This window comes from Nocardiopsis suaedae (assembly GCF_027706745.1).
Taxonomy (GTDB): Bacteria; Actinomycetota; Actinomycetes; order Streptosporangiales; family Streptosporangiaceae; genus Nocardiopsis_A; species Nocardiopsis_A suaedae.
In genome coordinates this window covers 19375-36609 of sequence record NZ_JAQFWP010000017.1, presented here as the reverse complement: position 1 = coordinate 36609, position 17235 = coordinate 19375, and the positions used below count along the sequence as shown (strand labels likewise).

The following is a 17235-nucleotide window of genomic DNA, read 5'->3' as shown; positions in this document are numbered from 1 at the left end:
TGCTCACTCCCCCGCCGCCAGGCCGATGGTGCCGTCGCTGCGCACCTCGGGCAGCTCCTCCGTGGGCTCGCCGCCGGTCAGGTCCGGCTCCCCGCCCTTGACGCTCTTGTCCGAGCCGCCCTCGCCCTTCTCCCCGCCCTCGCGGGTGAAGCCGTAGATGCCCTCGTAGATCTCCCGGACGATGGGCGCGGCGGTCTCACCACCGGTGCCACCCTTGGGGACGACCACCACCACGGCCAGCCGCGGGTCGTCGGCCGGGGCGTAGGAGGCGAACCAGGCGGTGGAGTCGCTGTTGAGCGCCGACCCCGAACCGGTCTTCCCGGCGATGGACACCTCGTCCTGCGGGAACCCGCCGAAGGCGCCGCGCGCGGTGCCCTCCTTGGGCACCTGGGTGACGGCCTTCTGGATGTAGGTCAGGACCTGAGGGGGCACGTCCAGCTCCCCGGCCTTCTCCGGCTCGATCCGCTTCACGGTCCCGCCGTCGGCGGAGACCAGCGCCTTGCCCACGCGCGGCTCCCACAGGGTGCCGCCGTTGGCGACGGCCGCGTAGGCGCGCACCAGCTGCAGCGGCGTCACCAGGACGTCGCCCTGCCCGATGGAGAAGTTGACCGCGTCGCCGGCGCGCCACCGGTAGCCGTCGGTGCAGTTCTCCTTGGCGACCCTCTTCAGATACGCGGCCCGCCCCGGGTCCTCCTCGGCGACGCCGGGGTAGCCCTCCTTGCCGCGCTTGCAGCTCTCGTCCTTGGTGGCCTCCCACAGCTCCCGCTTCCACTCGCGGGTGGGGATGCGCCCGGCGGCCTCGTGCGGCAGGTCGACGCCGGTGGCCTGGCCGAACCCGAAGTCCTCGGCGGTGCGGGCGAACACGTCGTCGGGCTTCTTCTTGCGCTCGTCCTGGCGCCACTCGTCGTAGGCCATCTGGTAGAAGACGGTGTTGCAGGAGACCACGATGGCGCGGTGCAGGCTGAGCGCGCCGTGCGCCGAGCCCTCGTAGTTCTCGAAGGAGCGGTTGCCCACCGAGATGGACGAGGGGCAGGAGTAGGTGCCGCGCAGCGGCTGGCCGCCCTTCACGCCCGCCGCCAGCGAGGACACCTTGAAGGTGGAGGCGGGCGGGTACTGCCCCTGCATCACCCGGGAGGTCAGCGGCGACCCGGCCTTCTCGCTGAGCAGCTCCTCGAACGTCTTCTGGTCGATGCCGCCCTGCCAGACCGAAGGGTCGTAGGAGGGCAGGCTCGCCGAGGCCACGATGCCGCCGGTGCGCACGTCCATCACCACGCCCGCGGCGGTGGAGGCCGGGTGGCCGGCCCCGCGCGCCCGGTCGATGCCGCGCCGCAGGGCGTCCTCCACGGTCTTCTGCACCCGCTGGTCGATGGTGGAGACCAGGTGCATGCCCGGCTCGGGGGCCTGCTCGCCGACGACCCCGGTCACCTCGCCGCGGTTGTTGACGGCCAGGGTGCGCACCCCGGCGGTGCCGCGCAGCTCGGCGTCGTAGGTGGCCTCCAGGCCGTCCCGGCCCACCTGGTCCACGCCGCTGTACTGTTTGCGCAGCTCCTCGCGGGCCTCCAGCTCCTCCTGGGTGACCGGCTGGAGGTAGCCCAGCGCCTGGGAGGCCAGCTCTCCGTTGGGGTAGTCGCGCACCGCCAGGTGCTGGGCGGAGACGGCCGGGAAGTCCTCGCTGCGCTCCATGATCTGCAGCGCCGCCCGGGGGTCCACGTCGTCGGCCAGGGTGACCGGCTGGTACGGCGATCCGGGCCAGCAGGGGCGGCTCACCTCCGGGCCGCACAGCCGGGTGCGCTTCTTGATCGTGTCGGCGGGCTCGCCCACCACCTCGGCCACCCGCTCCAGGACCTCGGCCCCCTGGTCGGGCAGCGCCTGCAGGGCGTGCCAGTCGGCCGAGACCACCAGGGCGGTGCGGTTGCGCACCAGCGGCCGCCCCGCCTGGTCCAGGATCAGGCCACGGGTGGCGGGCACCACCAGTTCCTCGGTGTGGGTGGCCTCGGCCAGCCGCGCGAAGTGCTCGCCCATGGGCACCTGCAGGTACCACAGGCGCACGCCCAGCGCCGCGAACAGCGCCAGGACCAGCACCTGGGCGAGCACCAGCCCGCGCCTGCCGGGCGCCGTCCGGGGGGTGGGCCCCTCCTTGGCCGGTGCGCCGCCGGTGCGCCGCCGGGGCCGCCCCGGCCGCCGCCTCCTCATCCACGCCATCCGCGCGTCCCTCCCCCGCTGAACGCGGGCAGGTCGGGGTAGCCGCCCTCGGCGTAGGCGTCCGGGGCGACCGCCCGCATGATCCGCCCCACCGGGGCCAGTACCAGGGGGCTGACGAGCATCGTCTCCGCCGCCGACAGCGGCACCGCGAGGGCCGCGGCCGCCAGGCCCACCCGCGGGTCGCCCAGGCCCGCGCCCAGGAGGGCGAACCCGGCGGCGGTGCCGAGGGCGGCCGCCGCGGCGGTCCCGTAGGTCCGGGCGCGGCCCCGGCCCTCCACCCGCCCGTAGCGCGCGACCAGGTAGCCCGCCAGGCAGTAGAGCAGCGCGTACCGCCCGGCCTCGTGGTCGGCGGGCGGCAGCAGGTCCACGGCGAGCCCGGCGCAGAACCCGGTGACGGCCGCCCCGGCGGGGCCGCTGCGCAGCGCGGTGGCGGCCACGGCCAGGACGACCAGGTCGGGGCCCACATCCCAGGGCAGCGGAAGCCGGTTGACCAGCGCGGCCTGGACCAGCACCGCCGCGGCCACCAGCAGCGCGGTCACCGCCCCCTTCATCGGTCCCCCTCCTGCCGGTCGGCGCGCCCGGGCGGCCGCGCGGCGTCGCCGTCCGGCTTCTCGGGCAGGACCGAGTCGCGCGGGTCCTCCTCCGGTGCGCCGACGACCACCCCCACCACGTCGAGGGAGCCCAGGTCGGCCGCGGGCCGGATCTCGGCGGTGCGGGTGAGCGCCCCGGGCGTCTCGCGCACCCGGGTCACGGTGCCCAGCGGCACGCCGGGCACGAACGGGGCGTCGTTGTGCGAGCCCATGGTCACCACCCGGTCGCCCTCCTCCAGCGGGGCGTCGGCCTGCATCAGCTCCAGGACGGCGGGGGCGCGGCCGTCCAGGGCGCGGGAGCGGCCGTGCACCGCGCCGATGTCGCGCGTGCCCTCCATGCGCGCCCCCACCGAGGAGGCGCCGTCGGTGAACAGCAGGACGGTGGCGGTGGAGCGGGAGGCCCGGATGACGCGGCCGACCAGGCCGGAGCCGTCGACCACGGTCATGTCGCGGGCGATGCCGTCGCGGGTGCCGGCGTCCAGGGTGACGGTCTCGGCGTAGCCGCCCGAGCCCATCCGGGTCACCGCCTGCGCGGGCACGATCTCGTAGCCGCCCAGGCCGGACAGGTGCAGCAGGTCGTCGAGGCGCTCGGAGCGGACGCCGTCCTGCTCGGCGGCGGCCAGCTCGGCGCTGAGGCGGCGGTTGCGCTCCTCCAGCTCCTCGATGCGCGCACGGGCGCCGGGCGCGGCGGCGAGCGTGCGGTAGCCGTCGGCGACCGGCCGGGCGGCGGTGGTGACCGCCCCGGCGACCGGGCCGAAGGCCGCCCCGGCCGCGGCGCGGGCGGTGGAGGTGACCGGGTCGGTGCCCGGGCGGCCGTCCAGCACCATCAGCGCGATGGCGGCCGCCACCAGCAGGACCAGGACCAGGCGCGGGCGTGGGCCGTCGCGCCGCATGTCAGCGCCGCCGTTCGGGGACGAGGACCTGGTTCAGGCGCTCGTAGTTCTCCACGCACGTCCCCGAGCCGATGGCGACCGAGTCGAGCGCGTTCTCGGCCAGGTGGATGGGCATGCCGGTCTCGTGGCGCAGCCGGTCGTCCAGGCCGCGCAGCAGGGCGCCGCCGCCGGTGACGGCGATGCCGCGGTCCATGATGTCGCCGGACAGCTCCGGCGGGCACTTGTCCAGGGTGGTGCGCACCGCGTCGATGATGGCGGTGACCGGCTCCTCGATGGCCTGGCGGACGTCGGCGGCGGAGAGCACCACCGTCTTGGGCAGGCCGCTGACCAGGTCGCGCCCGCGCACCTCGGCGTGCAGCTCCTCGGCGCCGGTCGGGTAGGCCGAGCCGATGGCGAACTTGAGCTCCTCGGCGGTGCGCTCCCCGATCATCAGGGAGAACTCCTTCTTGACGTAGGTCATCACCGCCTGGTCCAGCTCGTCGCCGCCGACGCGGATGGACTGGGAGGTGACGATGCCGCCCATGGAGATGACGGCGACCTCGGTGGTGCCGCCGCCGATGTCGACGACCATGTTGCCGGTGGGCTCGTGCACCGGGAGCCCGGCGCCGATCGCGGCGGCCATGGGCTCTTCGACGATGTGCACCCGGCGGGCGCCGGCCTGGTAGCCGGCCTCCTTGACGGCGCGGTGCTCCACCGAGGTGATGCCGCTGGGGACGGCGACGACCACGCGCGGCTTGGCGAAGTGGCGGCGGCGGTGGATCTTCTGGATGAAGTAGCGCAGCATGCGCTCGGTGATCTCGAAGTCGGCGATGACGCCGTCCTTGAGGGGGCGGACCGCGGTGATGTCGGACGGGGTGCGACCGATCATCTGCTTCGCTTCGACGCCCACCGCGACGATCTTGCCCGTCGAGGTGTTGAGGGCCACGACGGAGGGCTCGTTCAGCACGATGCCCCGGCCGCGCACGTAGACCAGCGTGTTGGCGGTACCGAGATCGACCGCCATGTCGCGGCCGAGAAAGGCGAGATTAGTGGTCATGAATCGTCCTCAGCGGCACCGAATCGGCGCGTCGCGCACGGGGCGGGCAATAGGGTCTCGTTCCAGCACGGATGTGGATCCAGCACCCGTATCGTAACGCTGGGGAGTTGCTCCGTTACGCAAACACACCGAATCGTTGCACCGCTGAGGACGCGGGCGGACGAAGACGTCGGCCGGGGCGGCCGACGGCGACCGGTCCGGCGGTCAGGCCTGCAGTTCGGGGAAGAAGAGCTTGATCTCCCGCTCGGCCGAGTAGGTCGAGTCCGAGCCGTGCACGATGTTGGCCTGGACCTCCAGGGCGAAGTCGCCGCGGATGGTGCCGGGCGCGGCGGAGACCGGGTCGGTGGCCCCGGCCAGGGCGCGGAAGGCCTCGACGGCGCGCTCCCCCTCGACGACCATGGCCACCAGCGGGCCGCCGGTGATGAACTCGACGAGCGAGGGGAAGAACGGGCGCTCGGCGTGCTCCTCGTAGTGCGTCTTGGCGGTCTCCTCGTCGAGCGTGCGCAGGTCCATGGCGACGATGCGCAGGCCGCGGCGCTCGATGCGGGAGACGACCTCGCCGATGATGCTCCGCCGGACGCCGTCGGGCTTGATCAGGACAAGAGTGCGCTCCACGTGGTTCTCCTCAGGGATCTCGGGTAGGCACGGGGCGGCCGACGGTTTCGGTCGGCACCCGCGATGGGCGGTCGGCCCGCGCGAGGGGTGCGCCGTCGGCCCCGGTGAGCGCAACTTTACCCGCGCGGCGGCGGTCCCGAGGCCGGTTCGGGGCAGCCCCTAATCCCCGTGGGACGGGCGCCGGTCACCCCGTGAACCGGCTCTGGGAGCCCTCGATGTGGGCGAGGTTGGCGCGGGTCCAGTCGCAGAACAGGTCGACGGCCTCGCGCAGGTCGCGGCCGGGCCCGGTGAGGGCGTAGTCGACGCGGGGCGGGACGGTGGGGTGGACGGTCCGCTCGGCGAGGCCGTTGCGCTCCAGCATGCGCAGGTTCTGGGTGAGCATCTTGTGGCTGATGCCCTCGACCTCGGCGCGCAGCTCGGTGAAGCGCAGGGTGCGCTCCCCCAGGGCCTCGATGATCAGCAGCGCCCACTTGTTGGCGACGTCGGAGAAGATCTCCCGCGCCAGGGAGTCCGCCCGGCGCAGGTCCGCGTCCGCTTCGCCCTTCATGTCCGTTCCGCCCCTGCCCTGCTCGGTCACCGCCGGGTTCCCCCGTTACGGAGAAGTGCGTTCTTCCGCGTCGGCGCTCACTCTCCTACGGTTCCCGGGTAACCGCAAGAGAGCGTGGGCCGACGGGCGCCGCGCACGAGGGAAGGAGCGGCATGGCCGTCACGCTGATGCACCCCGAGGGACTGCCCGAGATCGGCCTGTACGGGCAGGTGTCGGTCGCGACCGGGGCGAAGCTGGTGTCCGTGGCCGGGCAGGTGTCCTGGGACGCCGAGCAGAACACGGTCGGCGCGGGGGACCTCGCCGCGCAGATCGAGCAGTGCTACCGGAACGTCGCCACCGGTTTGGAGGCGGCGGGGGCGACCTTCGACGACGTGGCGCGGCTGACCGTGTACGTCGTGGACTGGACGCCGGACAAGATGCCCGTGTTCCTGGAGGGCATGGAACGGGTGGCGAAGGCGCTGGGCAAGGCGCCGACGCCCCCGATCGCGGTGATCGGCGTCGCCGCGCTGGACATCCCCGACCACCTGGTGGAGATCGAGGCCACGGCGCTCGTCGACTGAGGCGGTTCCACGGGCGGCCGACCGGAGACGGCGTCCTCCGGGGCTCGGAAGGGGGGGGGCCACAGGGCGGGCACCGGTCGGCCGCTCAGTCGGAATCCGTGTTCGGGACGAGGCAGGCGATGTCGCCGGTGGAGAGGTCGAAGGAGGGCGATTCACGGGTCCAGGCGGGCACGTCATCGCAGACATGGCGCATGACCCCGGGCTCCAAGCCGGACTCGCTGCTTTCAAGAATGGTGGGGCCGTCCAAGGAGAAGGCGTCTCCGTCGGCGGACACCGGGCGCACCTCCGCGACGGTGTACGCGGCCGCGGCGGAGAAACAGGGGATCTCCACCGGCTCATCGTCGCCGATGTAGGTGATGCAGTCGCCCGCCACGATCTCCGCGGTGCCGCCGTTGGCCCACTGGCTCGCCCATACGGCGAACTCGGTGTGGTTGAGATACAGGAGCGCCACGCCGACAGCGGCGATTCCGGCCGCCGCCCAGCCGAGGACAGCCGTCTCGTCTTGGGAGGACGACGACGTTCCGCTCGTAGAGGTGCCGGCGCCCGTCGCACCATCGCCGGTCGCCGTATCCGGCGTACCCGCCGTACGGGGTGACCGAGGGGATGCGGCCCATCGCCTCAGCGGTGCGTGCTCCTGCGGCTTAGGGGGGAACACGAAGCTTCCGCGCGACCTACCGCCCTTGGCGGATGCCACGCCGTTCCGGATAGATCCGGCATAGGACACTTGGCCGGGCCCGACCTCGAACGTGACCTTGCCGCCGTGTTTCAACGTGATCAGCCCAGCGTGGACGGCGGCAAGGCCCACCGATGAGTCGTCACTGTAGACGGAGGTGCCCCAGACTCTCCCGTCCTCAACGCTTCCACCGGGTGGGAACACGACCGTGAACCGCTCATGATTGCGGCCTCGGAAGTTGACCGCCGTGAAGGTCCAGTTCACGTTCGTCTTTCCGACAGCCTTCGGGGCCGAATGCCTCCGTCTTGTCAGAGGCTCGGAGGACTGCGGTTTCCGGGGCTCGACCCGCGCTTCGGTCTTGGGGTCCCCCGCCCGCCTCGCCGCCTCCTTCGCTCTCTCGGGCCCGGTTGACGCGGCCTTTGCCTCCTCGGGGCCGACGAGGGTCAGGACCCTGGTCTTCTCCCGGGTGATGACCTCCGTGACCGCGTCGGGCACCCAGTGCGCGCCGGGCGGTGCCTCCTCCGCCTGTGGTGCGAGGTCGTCCAGCACATCGTCCGTGGAGGGTCTTCGCCCCGGCTCTTTTTCGAGGCAGGACTTCACCAGCTTGGCCAGGCGCCGCGAGATCCCGGACAGGTCGGGCGCCTCGTGGACGATCCTGTAGGTCACCGCGTGCGGCACGCCCGAGCCGAACGGGCCGTCGCCCGAGGCGGCGAAGGCCAGTACGCACCCGAGGGAGAACACGTCACTGGGCGGTCCGATCTCCTCTCCGCGCGCCTGCTCGGGGGACATGAACGCCGGGGTGCCCAGCAAGGTCCTGCTCTGGGTGAAGCTGGTCGTGTCCATGGCGCGCGCGATCCCGAAGTCGATCACCCGGGGCCCGTCCTCGGCCAGGATGACGTTGCCGGGTTTGAGGTCCCGGTGCACCAGGCCCTCGGCGTGCACGGCGGCCAGCCCTTCCGCCAGGCCCGCCCCCAGGTCGGCGACCGACCGCGGCGGCAGCGGTCCGTGCTCGTCGACGGCCCACTGGAGGGACGGGCCCGCGATGTAGGCCGTGGCGAGCCACGGCCGGGCACCGTCGGTGTCGGCGTCGACGACCTGCGCGGTGATGTGCCCGCCGACGCGGCGTGCGGCGTCCACCTCCAGGGCGAACCGGCGCCGGAAGCCCGCGTCCCCGGCCAACTCCTCGCGCACGAGCTTGACGGCGACGGGGCGGCCGCCTTTGGAGCGGCCCAGGAACACCTGCCCCATGCCTCCTGCGCCCAGACGCGCCCTGAGCTGGTACGGGCCCATTGTGCGCGGGTCATCACTACGCAGGGGAGCGAGCACGGGAACTCCTGGGGAAGGGGCCCAGCTGGGCCCGGATTCCTGAATGATGCCAGGCCCTCCCGATCGGCGAACAGACCTGCATCCCCTGCCGCACAGGGGTTCCGGCACGGGACAGCGCCCGGCCCCCTCCCCGCCCCCGCGGTCAAACGGCGGCGAGGGCGCGCTCGATGTCGGCCCACAGGTCGTCGGGGTCCTCGATGCCCACCGCGATCCGCACCGTCCCCTCGGTGATGCTGGCGGCCTCCAGCTCGGCGGCGGTGAGGCGGTGGTGGGAGGTGGAGGCGGGCGCCATCGCCAGCGTCTTCACGTCGCCCAGGGACGGGGCCAGGCTCGCCACCTGCAGCGCCTCGGTGAAGGCGGCGCCCGCCGCCCGGCCGCCGCGCAGGTCGAAGGAGAGCACGCCGCCGCCCGAGGCGAGCAGCCGGGAGGCCCGGTCGCGGTCCGGGTGGTCGGGCAGGTCGGGATGGGCGACCGAGCGCACGGCCGGGTGGTCGGCCAGGCGGCGGGCGATCGCGGCCGCGTTGGCGCTGTGCCGGGGGACGCGCAGCGCCAGCGTCCGCAGGCCGCGCAGGGTGAGCCAGGCGTTGAACGGCGAGGCGCAGGCGCCCAGCTCGACGCCGTGCTCCCACACCCGCCGGTGCAGGCCGCGGTCGGCGAAGACGGCGGCGCCGCCGATCGCGTCCCCGTGTCCGCCGAGGTACTTGCTGGTGGAGTGGAGGGCGATGTCGGCGCCGTGGTCGAGGGGGCGGAACAGCAGCGGTGTGGCGAAGGTGTTGTCGACGGCCGTGGGGACCCCGGCCTCGCGGGCGACGGCGGCCAGCGCGGGCACGTCGCTCACGCGGGTGGTGGGGTTGGCGATGGTCTCCAGGTAGAGCAGCCGGGTGTTCGGGCGCAACAGGGCCCACACCTCTTCGGGGTCGTCGCCGGAGACCCGGTCGACCTGCACGCCCCACCGCTTCTCCAGGTCGGTGAAGAGCGCATGGGTGCCGCCGTAGAGCGCGCGCTGGGTGATGACGTGGTCGCCACTGCCCACGAGGGCGGTGATCACGGCGTTGATGGCGCCCATGCCGGAGGCGTAGGCGGTGGCGGCGGCGCCGCGTTCGAGGTCGGCGAGGGCGTGTTCCAGGGAGCGGACGGTGGGGTTGGAGTAGCGGCCGTACAGGGGCGCGGCGTCGGGGCCGTTGAAGGCCCCGGCCAGCGCCTCGGCCGTCGCGAAGGCGAACTGGTGGTCGAGGTGGAGCGGGGCGCCCAGCGGGGTGCTGCCCTCGGGCTCGGACACCGGGGGGTGCACGCTGCGGGTCGCGTCGTCGAGTTCGGTGCGTTCCATGCCTCCATGCCACCGGGGATTGGTCCGCTGGTACAGGGCCAATCAAGGCAGAATGGTCCGCATGGGAACGGACAAGGTGGACACGCGGACCCTGGCGTCGCTGCTGGGGCGCTGGTCGGCGGGGCGGGGGCCGCTGTACCTGCTGCTGGCCGGGCGGCTGCGGCGGCTGATCGAGGAGGGGACGCTGCGCGCCGGGGCGGTCCTGCCGCCCGACCGGGTACTGGCCTCGGCGCTGGCGGTGGGGCGCACCACGGTGGTCGCGGCCTACGAGGAGCTGCGCGGCGAGGGGCGGATCGAGCGGCGCCAGGGCAGCGGCACCCGGGTGGCCGAGGCGGTGCCGCTGCCCCCGGCGGCGGAGGAAGGGCCGGTCAACCCGATGTTCCTGCAGCTGATCGAGCCGCAGGACGGGACGGTGGTGCTGAGCTGCGCCGCCCCGGAGGAGCCGCCTCCGGAGGTCGTCCGCGCCTACGGCGGGCTGTCCCTGCCCTCCGCGGTCGACCTGGGCTACCACCCGGCGGGGCTGGCGCGGCTCCGGGAGGCGGTGGCCGCCAAGTACACGGCGCAGGGGGTGCCGACCGCGCCGGGGCAGGTGCTCGTCACCACCGGGGCGCAGCAGGCGCTGTCGCTGCTGGTGGAACACCTGGTGGCGCCGGGTGACGGGGTGCTGGCGGAGGCGCCGACGTACGCGGGGGCGCTGGACGTGCTGCGGGCGTCGGGGGCCGCGCTGATGCCGGTGGCCACCGGCCCGGACGGGCTGGACGTGGCGCGGGCGGTGCGGCTGATGGCCGAGCGCCGCCCGGTGCTGGCCTACACGGTGCCCAACCACCACAACCCGACCGGGTCGGTGCTGCCGCCGCTGGCGGCGCGGCGGCTGGTGCGGGCGGCGGCGCAGCACGGGGTGGTGCTGGTGGACGACGCGGTCGCCGCCGACCTGTCGCTGGACGGTTCACCGGCCCCGCCGCCGCTGGCCGCCTACGGGGAGGCGGTCACGGTGGGGTCGCTCAGCAAGGTGGCCTGGGGAGGGCTGCGCGTCGGGTGGCTGCGCGCCCGCGAGGAGCTGGTGGCGCGGCTGGTGCGGCTGAAGTCGATGCGGGACCTGGGCGGGGAGGTGGGTTCCCAGCTCGTCGCGGCGGAGCTGCTGGAGGACTACGAGCAGGTGCGCGGGCGCCGCGTCCGGGAGCTGCGGGAGGGGCACGACCTGCTGCGGGCGGAGCTGGAGCGGCTGCTGCCGGAGTGGGAGTGCCCGCCGGTGGCGGGGGGCCAGACGGTGTGGGTGCGCCTGCCGCGCGGGGACGCGGCGTCGTTCGCGCAGGTGGCGATCAGGCACGGGGTGGCGGTGCTGCCGGGCCCGGCCATCGACGCGACGGGAGGGAGCCGCGACCGGCTGCGGCTGCCGTTCTCCCCCGACCCGGACCGCCTGGCGGAGGGCGTGCGGAGGCTGGCCGAGGCGTGGAACGCCTACACGGCGCCGAAGGGGACCCCGAGGTCGGTGTCCCTGGGTGCGGTCGTGGTGTGAGGGGTGGAGATGGAGAACGAGCGCGAATCGTCGGCGGAGTACAGGAGGGCGAGAGAGGCCATCGACACCCTTGACGGGGTGGAGATGGACTTCGAGGGCTCGTCCGCGTCCTTCGGCTATGGAGGTGGCCGCGACCTGTCCCGGCTCGTCGACGAGGCCCGGGAATGACGAAGGCGGGGAAAATTCCTCCCCGCCACTCTCAACGTATAGCGCACCGGGGGACTTGCGGCAAGACCCCAGTCATGGCGCAGAATCATCGGCCGTGGCCGGGGTCGGCGGAACGGAATCCGATCCCGACGGTGACGAACGACGAGGGGCGGGGCCGGTGACGGATTCAGACGTGATCATCGTGGGGGCGGGCCCGACCGGCTTGATGCTGGCGTGCGAGCTGCGCCTGGCGGGGGTGCGCCCACTGGTCCTGGAGCGGCGGGCGCGGCGCCCGGAGGCCGCCAAGGCGAGCGGGCTCGGCGGCCGGATCCTCGACCTGCTGCACCACCGGGGGCTGTTCGCCCGGTTCTCGGCGGCGTGCGGGGACGCCCACCCGGCGCCGCGCTTCCCCTTCGGCGGGGTCCACGTGGACCTGACCGGGCTGGAGGACTCCCCGATGCGGGCGATGGCGCTCCCGCAGCCGCACCTGGAGGAGCTGCTGGAGGAGCACGCCACCGGGCTGGGTGGGCAGGTGCGCCGGGGGCACGAGGTGCTCGGCCTGGAGCAGGACGCGGACGGCGTGGCCGTCCGCGTCCGCGGCCCCGGGGGCGCGTATCGGGCGACCGCCCGCTACCTGGTGGGGTGCGACGGGCCGCGCAGCAGGGTCCGGGAGTCGGCGGGGATCGGGTTCCCGGGGACCACGTACCCGGAGGTGAACCGGCTGGCGCAGGTCGGGGTGCCCGAGTCGGTGACGGTGCGGGACGACGGAGGCGTCGACGTGCCCGGGCACGGCAGGGTCGAAGGCGGGTTCACCCGCACAGAAGGCGGCGTATTCGCCCTCGCGGCCTCCCCGGACGGGATGTCGGTCTTCACGACCGAGTTCGAGCGGTTCGACGGGGACGACGAGGCGCCGATGACCGCGGAGGAGTTCCGGACGAGCGTCGAGAAGGTGCTCGGAGTCGACCTGCCGATGGGCGAGGCGCGGCGGCTGTCGCGGTTCACCTTCCAGGCGCGGCAGGCCGAGAGCTACCGGGATGGGCGGATCCTGCTGGCCGGGGACGCGGCGCACCTGTTCCCGGCGACGGGGATCGCGCTGAACGCCGGGATGCTGGACGCGGTGAACCTGGGGTGGAAGCTGGCCGCGGCCGTCCAGGGGTGGGCTCCGGAGGGGCTTCTGGACACCTACGGAGGGGAGCGCCGCGCGGCCGCCGAGCGGACCTTGCTGCACACGCGGGCCCAGGTGGCGCTCCGGCGAGGGCTCGACCCGGCGGCGGACGCGTTGCGGGAGCTGTTCCAGGAGCTGGTGGCCGATGAGCCGGCGAAGCGCCGGATGGCGGGCCTGCTGGCGGGGGCCGATGTCCGCCATCCGGAACCGGCACCGGGAGCCCACCCGCTGACCGGGACGTTCGTGGAGGACCTGGCCGTGGACACGGAGGTGGGGACGACTGACGTCGCCGAACTCATGCGGGAGGGGCGGCCACTGTTGCTGGTCCTGTCCGACCGCCCGGAACTGCGCGAGGCCGCCGAGGGGTGGAAGGACCGCGTGGAGGTGTGCGGGGGAACGACGGACGACCGTCCCGCCGACGCGCTCTTGATCCGCCCGGACTGCCACATCGCCTGGGCGGCGGGGGTCGATGAGCCCGCAGAGACCTCGGTGCCCGGACTGCGCAGGTCACTGGAGGAATGGTTCGGGCCCGCACCGGAGGCGGCGGCCCCGGCTGGCGCGAGGAGCGTCACGCAGGCCTGACGGAGACGGTCACCGAGGGACGGGCCGGGACGACCAGCGTCGCGGGGTCCTGGCCCGTCCGTGTCCCGACAGCACCCACGGGGGTCCGAGCTGGGGAATTAGAGCTCTGTCGAAGTTCTTTGCGCGGCGGATCGGCGTACTGCGAGCATGCCGTCCCGTGAGGAGCCGAATCGGTGCTCGTCGGCCGGTTCGCCTCACGTTCCGGCACGTGTGCCGACGTTCGCGACCGCCCTCCGTCCGGGCGTCGCAACGTTCGCCCCTCGCTCCTGGGCCGAGGTACACGGCCTCCCCCCCCGCTGGTCCTCATTCAACGAAGGACGCCATGAAATCCTCGCTCACCCCCCGCCTCGCACCCCTCGGCAAGCGCGCCGCCGTCGTCGGCGCCTTCGCCATGGCGCTCTCCGGGATCTCCGCGGCCCTCCCCGCGGACACCGGGGAGTCCGCTCCGGCCTTCAGCGTGGCGTCGGCCAGCGCCGACTACATCCGCACGGTGGAGACCGCCAGGACCCGCTACCGGGACATCCCTTACGGCCGTGGCAACGTGGTCGGGCCGACCCTGTTCGCGGGCGACAAGATCACCATCGACTGCAAGCTGACGAACAGCCACGGCAACACGTGGGTGAAGACCCCGTACTCGGCCCTGCACGGTGGCTACTACTACCTGTACGGCGGCCACCTCATCACCACCGCGGGCATCGAGACCTGCTGACGACCGAGGCGCCGATGCGACAGGGGCGCCCAGGACACGGCTGACCGCTCACCTCTTCCCCTCAGGCGGTCAGCCCGGAGAGGGAGGGCGGTGTCGGCGCGATAGGCGCCGACACCGCCCCCTCGGGAGCCGGGGCCAGGGACCGGTCTCCGCGCGTGCGGGGAACAGACGTCCAAGGTCCCGGAAAGGCTGCGCATGCAGGGTCCATCCCCGCACGTGCGGGGAACAGCCTCGCTGACCTGGGGCGATTCACCGAACAACCTCTTGTTTTGAACAACGTCCCCTCCCCAGAAGCGCCCATCGTAGAACGCACACTCCTGCTCGGGCTGTACGGTGGGTCGACTTCGACCCCGGAGGGCGAGGAGGCGCACGTGGGATATCCACGGCCACAGGGGCAGCCGGCCTGGGCGCTGTCGCCGACGAACGGCCCGCCCGACCAGGAGGCGGGCGCCCCGACACCCAATCCGGTTCTCATCGCGCGCATCCTGTTGTGGGGCCAAGGAGCGGTCAGTGCCGTCGCGGTTCTTCTGGGCCTGGCGGGGCTGGCCCTAGTGCTCATCTTCTACATGGACTCCCCTCTCGGAGGGAGCGCGCCACCGGCGGACTTCTACGATGCCCTCGCCGCTATCGGGGTCGCGATCCTGATCCTCGTGGTGGGCATCGCCGCCTTGGCGATCGGGACGGTCGCCTTCGGCGTCATGGTGCCGTCCCTCATCCTCGCCGCCCGCTTCGGTCGTCGCACCAACGGAGTGCGGGTCGGCACACTCGTTCTCGAAGGGATCGTGTGCGGACTCTCCCTCTTCGCTTCGGTGTCGGCGGCCATCGACCGCGCAATCGTCCCCGCCGTGGCCCCCCTGCCCCTGGCCGCCCTCAGCGGTGCGGTGTTCGGCCTGCTCCTCACCCCCCAGGCCAGGGACCACTTCCGTCGTTAGACCCAGATCATCCCGGCCGACCCGCGGGGGTCTTCGGGCGGCGGGTCTTCAGGCCGCCCACCAGGCACATCACGCAGGACACCGCGAGTACGGCGGCCGCGACGACCAGCACCGGTGGCACGGACACCTCGGGGGCGGCACCGTGATCGGCGCCGCCCCCGAGACCGCATCTCCATCGGGTCACTCGGCGGGGCTCAGCTCGCCTCTGCGGCCCCTGCCGCTCCGGTGGTCCCGTCGGCCCGCGCGGCCGCGGCCTGGGCGTCGACCTCGGCCTTCATGGCGTCGGTCTTGCGGCCCAGCATCACCCCGGCCACCCACAGGCCCGCGAAGATGATGCCCAGCACCCACAGCCCCGGCACCAGGAACCCGCTCGCCAGCAGGGTCGCCTGCAGGACCCACCCCGCCCAGTGCGCCCATGCGTGCTTGCGCTGCAGCGCCGCCAGCACCAGCGCCGCCAGGGCCTGGCCGCCCCACACGGCACCGGCGACCGCCGGGGAGAATCCGCTGAGCTGGATCGCGACCGGAACGGCCAGCCCGATCACGATCACCTCGAAGGCGAGCACCACCGCGCAGATGGTCCGCATCAGTCCCCCTTCAGCAGGTGGCCGGCGTCGCCCGCCGTCACCACCGAACCGGTGATCAGCACACCCGTCCCGGAGAACTCGCCGGTGTCCTCGGCCAGGGCCACCGCCTGGTCGATCGCGTCGTCCAGACGCGGCGCCACGTGCACCCGCTCGCTGCCGAAGATCCCCTCGGCGATGTCGCCCAGGTCCTCGGCGGTCAGCGAGCGCGGCGAGGAGTTGCGGGTCACCACGACCTCGGTGAGCAGCGGCTCCAGGGGTTCGAGGATGCCCTCGACGTCCTTGTCCTCCATCACCGCCAGCACGCCGACCAGGCGGGTGAAGTCGAACGACTCCTCCACGGCGGCGACCGTCGCCGCGATCCCGGCCGGGTTGTGCGCGGCGTCGACGATGACGGTGGGCCCACGCCGCACGACCTCCATGCGCCCCGGGGACTCCACTCCCCCGAGCGCCTGCCCGATCAGTTCGGGGTCCAGCTCGTCGTCGCCCTCGGCCGGGGCGGCGAAGGCCTCCACGGCGGCGATGGCGACGGCGGCGTTGCTGGCCTGGTGCTCGCCGTACAGCGGGAGGAAGACGTTCTCGTAGCCGCCGCGCAGGCCCTTGACGGTGACCAACTGCCCGCCCATGGCCACCTCGCGGTGGGTGACGCCGAACTCCAGGCCCTCCCGGGCCACGGTGGCGCCCACCTCGGCCGCGCGGCGCATGAGCACCTCGGCGGCGGGGAGCTGCTGCTGGGCGAGGACGGCGATCGCGCCCGGCTTGATGATGCCCGACTTCTCCTCGGCGATGCCCTCAACGGTGTCGGGGAGGAAGTCGGTGTGGTCGATGCCGATCGGGGTGACGACGGCGACGTCGCCGTCGGCGACGTTGGTCGCGTCCCAAGTGCCGCCGAGGCCGACCTCGACCACGGCGACGTCCACCGGGGCGTCGGCGAAGACGGCGAAGGCCATCACGGTGATGACCTCGAAGAAGGAGAGCGGGACGTCGGAGCGCTCGTCGATCATGCGGATGTAGGGGATGACGTCCTCGTAGGCGGCGATGAACGCCTCCTCGGAGACGGACTCCCCGTCCAGCACGATCCGCTCGCGGGCGGTGCGCAGGTGCGGGCTGGTGTAGCGGCCCACGCGCAGGTGGCGCTCGCGCAGGAGCGCGTCGATCATCCGGGCCGTGGACGTCTTGCCGTTGGTCCCGGTCAGGTGGATGACCCGGTAGCTGCGCTGCGGGTCGCCGATGAGGTCGAGGACCTCCCGCACGCGCTCGGTGGTGGGGTCGATGTCGGTCTCGACGCGCCTGCCCATGATCTCGGCGATGATCGCGGTGTAGCGCTCGTGGACGCTCTGCTTGCTGCTGCTCATGGCGCGGTGACTCGGGTCGGGATGCTCACAGGCCCAGCGTAGAAGACGGCGGGCCGTGGCCCGATTCACCCCGCGGGTGTCCGACGGCGGGTCCGTAGGACCGGTCGGGCGTCCGCGGCTCCCCAGGGGAATCGGGCCACGGCGGTCATGCTGCGGTCATTCCGTGGTGGTCGACCGCGTCAGCGGTGCGGGTGCAGACCGATGCTCCAGTCGATGGCCTCCTGGTCGCGGAGCCGCCGGGCGAACTCGTCGATGTCGCGGGCGGCGACGCGGCCGGTGGCGCCGACCGCGCGGGCGTGCTCCGGGAGTTCGGTGCGGCGCTCGGCGATGTAGAGGTCGGGGTGGAGGTGGTCGTCCCCCGCCCACCGGATGTTCCAGGTCTCCCGCAGGTCGCACGCGAGGAGGAGAAAGAGGTTGTAGGCGTCGGGCGGGTGGATAGGGTGACTCATTAGGTCCTCACCTGACATTCCAGGTCGTGG

Annotated in this window: 17 protein-coding genes; 6 read left to right on the top strand and 11 right to left on the bottom strand. The window is 73.3% G+C overall.

The window, feature by feature from the left end:
- Positions 1-3 precede the first annotated feature (3 nt).
- The 6 genes from mrdA to O4U47_RS11405 form a co-directional block, all read right to left on the bottom strand.
- A complete protein-coding gene (gene mrdA, locus O4U47_RS11430; protein WP_270677772.1) occupies positions 4-2202 on the bottom strand; it encodes a penicillin-binding protein 2 in 2199 nt (732 codons plus the stop codon).
- Positions 2190-2753 (bottom strand): rod shape-determining protein MreD, encoded by a 564-nt coding sequence (gene mreD, locus O4U47_RS11425; protein WP_270677771.1) that lies wholly within the window; start codon positions 2751-2753, stop codon positions 2190-2192. The genes mrdA and mreD overlap by 13 nt, the downstream gene beginning before the upstream one ends.
- Positions 2750-3685, bottom strand: coding sequence for a rod shape-determining protein MreC (mreC, locus tag O4U47_RS11420; protein WP_270677770.1), 936 nt, complete (start codon positions 3683-3685; stop codon positions 2750-2752). Before mreC ends, mreD begins: the two co-directional genes overlap by 4 nt.
- A gap of 1 nt (position 3686) precedes the next feature.
- A complete protein-coding gene (locus O4U47_RS11415) occupies positions 3687-4721 on the bottom strand; it encodes a rod shape-determining protein (protein ID WP_270677769.1) in 1035 nt (344 codons plus the stop codon).
- Between the two features lie 204 nt (positions 4722-4925).
- On the bottom strand, positions 4926-5336 hold the full coding sequence (gene ndk / locus O4U47_RS11410; protein ID WP_270677768.1) for a nucleoside-diphosphate kinase: 411 nt from the start codon (positions 5334-5336) through the stop codon (positions 4926-4928).
- 184 nt (positions 5337-5520) lie between these two features.
- Positions 5521-5883 carry a winged helix-turn-helix transcriptional regulator gene (locus O4U47_RS11405; RefSeq protein WP_270677766.1) on the bottom strand — a complete coding sequence of 121 codons (363 nt, stop codon included), beginning with the start codon at positions 5881-5883 and terminating at the stop codon, positions 5521-5523.
- A 152-nt stretch (positions 5884-6035) separates the two neighbouring features.
- On the opposite strand from O4U47_RS11405, the gene O4U47_RS11400 reads away from it, so the two are divergent.
- Positions 6036-6443 carry a RidA family protein gene (locus O4U47_RS11400; RefSeq protein WP_270677765.1) on the top strand — a complete coding sequence of 136 codons (408 nt, stop codon included), beginning with the start codon at positions 6036-6038 and terminating at the stop codon, positions 6441-6443.
- A gap of 85 nt (positions 6444-6528) precedes the next feature.
- On the opposite strand, the gene O4U47_RS11395 is transcribed toward O4U47_RS11400, so the two are convergent.
- Positions 6529-8406 (bottom strand): protein kinase domain-containing protein, encoded by a 1878-nt coding sequence (locus tag O4U47_RS11395; RefSeq protein ID WP_270677832.1) that lies wholly within the window; start codon positions 8404-8406, stop codon positions 6529-6531.
- A 178-nt stretch (positions 8407-8584) separates the two neighbouring features.
- Positions 8585-9769: a trans-sulfuration enzyme family protein gene (locus O4U47_RS11390; RefSeq protein ID WP_270677764.1), complete on the bottom strand. Its 1185-nt coding sequence runs from the start codon at positions 9767-9769 to the stop codon at positions 8585-8587.
- A gap of 61 nt (positions 9770-9830) precedes the next feature.
- On the opposite strand from O4U47_RS11390, the gene O4U47_RS11385 reads away from it, so the two are divergent.
- The 5 genes from O4U47_RS11385 to O4U47_RS11365 all read left to right on the top strand — a co-directional run bounded on the left by O4U47_RS11385 (position 9831) and on the right by O4U47_RS11365 (position 14820).
- Positions 9831-11285: an aminotransferase-like domain-containing protein gene (locus O4U47_RS11385; RefSeq protein WP_270677763.1), complete on the top strand. Its 1455-nt coding sequence runs from the start codon at positions 9831-9833 to the stop codon at positions 11283-11285.
- A 9-nt stretch (positions 11286-11294) separates the two neighbouring features.
- Entirely contained in the window at positions 11295-11453 is a 159-nt protein-coding gene (locus O4U47_RS11380) for a hypothetical protein (RefSeq protein ID WP_270677762.1), read from the top strand.
- A gap of 157 nt (positions 11454-11610) precedes the next feature.
- Positions 11611-13179, top strand: a complete 1569-nt coding sequence (locus O4U47_RS11375; RefSeq protein ID WP_270677761.1) for an FAD-dependent monooxygenase — start codon at positions 11611-11613, stop codon at positions 13177-13179.
- Positions 13180-13501: 322 nt separating this feature from the next.
- Complete coding sequence (locus tag O4U47_RS11370) at positions 13502-13888, top strand: hypothetical protein (protein ID WP_270677760.1); 387 nt, start codon at positions 13502-13504, stop codon at positions 13886-13888.
- A 371-nt stretch (positions 13889-14259) separates the two neighbouring features.
- Positions 14260-14820 (top strand): hypothetical protein, encoded by a 561-nt coding sequence (locus O4U47_RS11365; protein ID WP_270677759.1) that lies wholly within the window; start codon positions 14260-14262, stop codon positions 14818-14820.
- Positions 14821-15014: 194 nt separating this feature from the next.
- On the opposite strand, the gene O4U47_RS11360 is transcribed toward O4U47_RS11365, so the two are convergent.
- From O4U47_RS11360 to O4U47_RS11350, 3 genes are all read right to left on the bottom strand, one after another.
- Positions 15015-15404, bottom strand: a complete 390-nt coding sequence (locus O4U47_RS11360; RefSeq protein ID WP_270677758.1) for a DUF4233 domain-containing protein — start codon at positions 15402-15404, stop codon at positions 15015-15017.
- Positions 15404-16756, bottom strand: coding sequence for a bifunctional folylpolyglutamate synthase/dihydrofolate synthase (locus O4U47_RS11355; protein ID WP_270677757.1), 1353 nt, complete (start codon positions 16754-16756; stop codon positions 15404-15406). The genes O4U47_RS11360 and O4U47_RS11355 overlap by 1 nt, the downstream gene beginning before the upstream one ends.
- 179 nt (positions 16757-16935) lie before the next feature.
- Positions 16936-17205: a hypothetical protein gene (locus O4U47_RS11350; RefSeq protein WP_270677756.1), complete on the bottom strand. Its 270-nt coding sequence runs from the start codon at positions 17203-17205 to the stop codon at positions 16936-16938.
- Between the last annotated feature and the right edge of the window lie 30 nt (positions 17206-17235).

Bases quoted from the DNA above. Each gene is read 5' to 3' on its own strand.
- mrdA (WP_270677772.1), bottom strand. From the start codon at position 2,202: ATGGCGTGGATGAGGAGGCGGCGGCCGGGGCGGCCCCGGCGGCGCACC.
- mreD (WP_270677771.1), bottom strand. From the start codon at position 2,753: ATGAAGGGGGCGGTGACCGCGCTGCTGGTGGCCGCGGCGGTGCTGGTC.
- mreC (WP_270677770.1), bottom strand. From the start codon at position 3,685: ATGCGGCGCGACGGCCCACGCCCGCGCCTGGTCCTGGTCCTGCTGGTG.
- O4U47_RS11415 (WP_270677769.1), bottom strand. From the start codon at position 4,721: ATGACCACTAATCTCGCCTTTCTCGGCCGCGACATGGCGGTCGATCTC.
- O4U47_RS11405 (WP_270677766.1), bottom strand. From the start codon at position 5,883: ATGAAGGGCGAAGCGGACGCGGACCTGCGCCGGGCGGACTCCCTGGCG.
- O4U47_RS11400 (WP_270677765.1), top strand. From the start codon at position 6,036: ATGGCCGTCACGCTGATGCACCCCGAGGGACTGCCCGAGATCGGCCTG.
- O4U47_RS11395 (WP_270677832.1), bottom strand. From the start codon at position 8,406: ATGGGCCCGTACCAGCTCAGGGCGCGTCTGGGCGCAGGAGGCATGGGG.
- O4U47_RS11390 (WP_270677764.1), bottom strand. From the start codon at position 9,769: ATGGAACGCACCGAACTCGACGACGCGACCCGCAGCGTGCACCCCCCG.
- O4U47_RS11385 (WP_270677763.1), top strand. From the start codon at position 9,831: ATGGGAACGGACAAGGTGGACACGCGGACCCTGGCGTCGCTGCTGGGG.
- O4U47_RS11380 (WP_270677762.1), top strand. From the start codon at position 11,295: ATGGAGAACGAGCGCGAATCGTCGGCGGAGTACAGGAGGGCGAGAGAG.
- O4U47_RS11370 (WP_270677760.1), top strand. From the start codon at position 13,502: ATGAAATCCTCGCTCACCCCCCGCCTCGCACCCCTCGGCAAGCGCGCC.
- O4U47_RS11360 (WP_270677758.1), bottom strand. From the start codon at position 15,404: ATGCGGACCATCTGCGCGGTGGTGCTCGCCTTCGAGGTGATCGTGATC.
- O4U47_RS11355 (WP_270677757.1), bottom strand. From the start codon at position 16,756: ATGAGCAGCAGCAAGCAGAGCGTCCACGAGCGCTACACCGCGATCATC.
- O4U47_RS11350 (WP_270677756.1), bottom strand. From the start codon at position 17,205: ATGAGTCACCCTATCCACCCGCCCGACGCCTACAACCTCTTTCTCCTC.